The 1,261-nt window shown below is 32.8% G+C and carries 1 protein-coding gene; it reads left to right on the top strand.

The features are described 5' to 3' along the window. The first annotated feature begins 56 nt into the window (after positions 1–56). A protein-coding gene (locus AC4FRF_RS17535; protein ID WP_491161594.1) for an IS3 family transposase occupies positions 57–1,231 on the top strand; the annotation gives its coding sequence in 2 pieces (ribosomal slippage) (positions 57–324 and positions 324–1,231; 1,176 coding nt in all). The last annotated feature ends 30 nt before the right edge of the window (positions 1,232–1,261 follow it).

The following is a 1,261-nucleotide window of genomic DNA, read 5'->3' on the forward strand; positions in this document are numbered from 1 at the left end:
TGGACATGCTAACTTAGCCATCACAGAAAGTTAAGAAATAATCTTAATTTTAACCTATGAAACAAGTCCGCAAAATTTATGACAAAGCTTTTAAAGAGAAAGCTGTCCAATTGAGTTATGACAGAACTAACATATCAGAACTCGCCAGAGAATTAGGTGTTACAGCCCCACAATTGTATAAATGGCGCAAAGAGTTTGAGGAGTTTGGAGAAGGAAGTTTTCCAGGAAAAGGAAATTTGAAACTAACTCCCGAGCAAGAAAAAATTCATGACCTGGAGAAAAGACTCAAAGATGCCGAGTTGGAGCGGGATATATTAAAAAAAGCAATCGGCATTTTTTCCAAGAGCGGTCGATGATTTATAGTTTCATTAAAAACAATGAACAAGTATTCCCGATTGAAAAAATGTGCAAAGTTCTACAAGTGAGCAGTGGAAGTTATTATCGATGGAAAAAACAAATAATCACCACAAGGCAGCAACTAAAAATCTCCATAAAAGAACAGATAACATTGATTTATTTTGAATCCAAACAGCGATATGGAAGTCCCAGAATAACATTAGAACTCCAGAGTTTAGGCTATAAAATTTCAAGAATTACCGTGGCAAAATATATGAAACAGTTAGGCTTACGAAGTAAATTAAGCAAGAAATTCAAAGTAACAACCAACTCAAATCATAATTATTTAATCGTTGAAAATATATTAAACAGACGGTTTATTGTAAAAACACCTTCAAAAGTTTGGGTTTCTGATATCACCTATATTCAAACCAAAGAGGGATTTGTATACCTGACAACTATTATGGATTTATACGACCGAAAAATTATAGGTTGGAGTTTGAGTGATGGAATGAGTACAGATGAAACTACGCTTAGAGCTTGGAAGATGGCAGTTAAAAACCGAAATATTGAGGAAGGTTTGATTTTTCATTCCGACAGAGGTGTTCAATATGCAAGCAAAAAGTTTGTAAATATTCTTGATTCCCATAAAAAAATAACCCGCAGTATGAGTCGCAAAGGAAATTGTTGGGATAATGCAGTAGCAGAAAGTTTTTTTAAATCTTTGAAAACTGAATTGATTTATGGAAATAAACTGATTTCAAAAGAACAAATGAAACTGGAAATCTTTGAATACATCGAAATTTGGTACAACAGAAAAAGGAGACATTCTGCTTTGAATTATGCAACTATTGAAGAATTTAACAATCAAATTAATTACAAAAATGTAGCTTAACTTTTTCTCCAGTTTTTGTTTGCATATCCA

The organism is Flavobacterium sp. ST-158 (assembly GCF_058309975.1).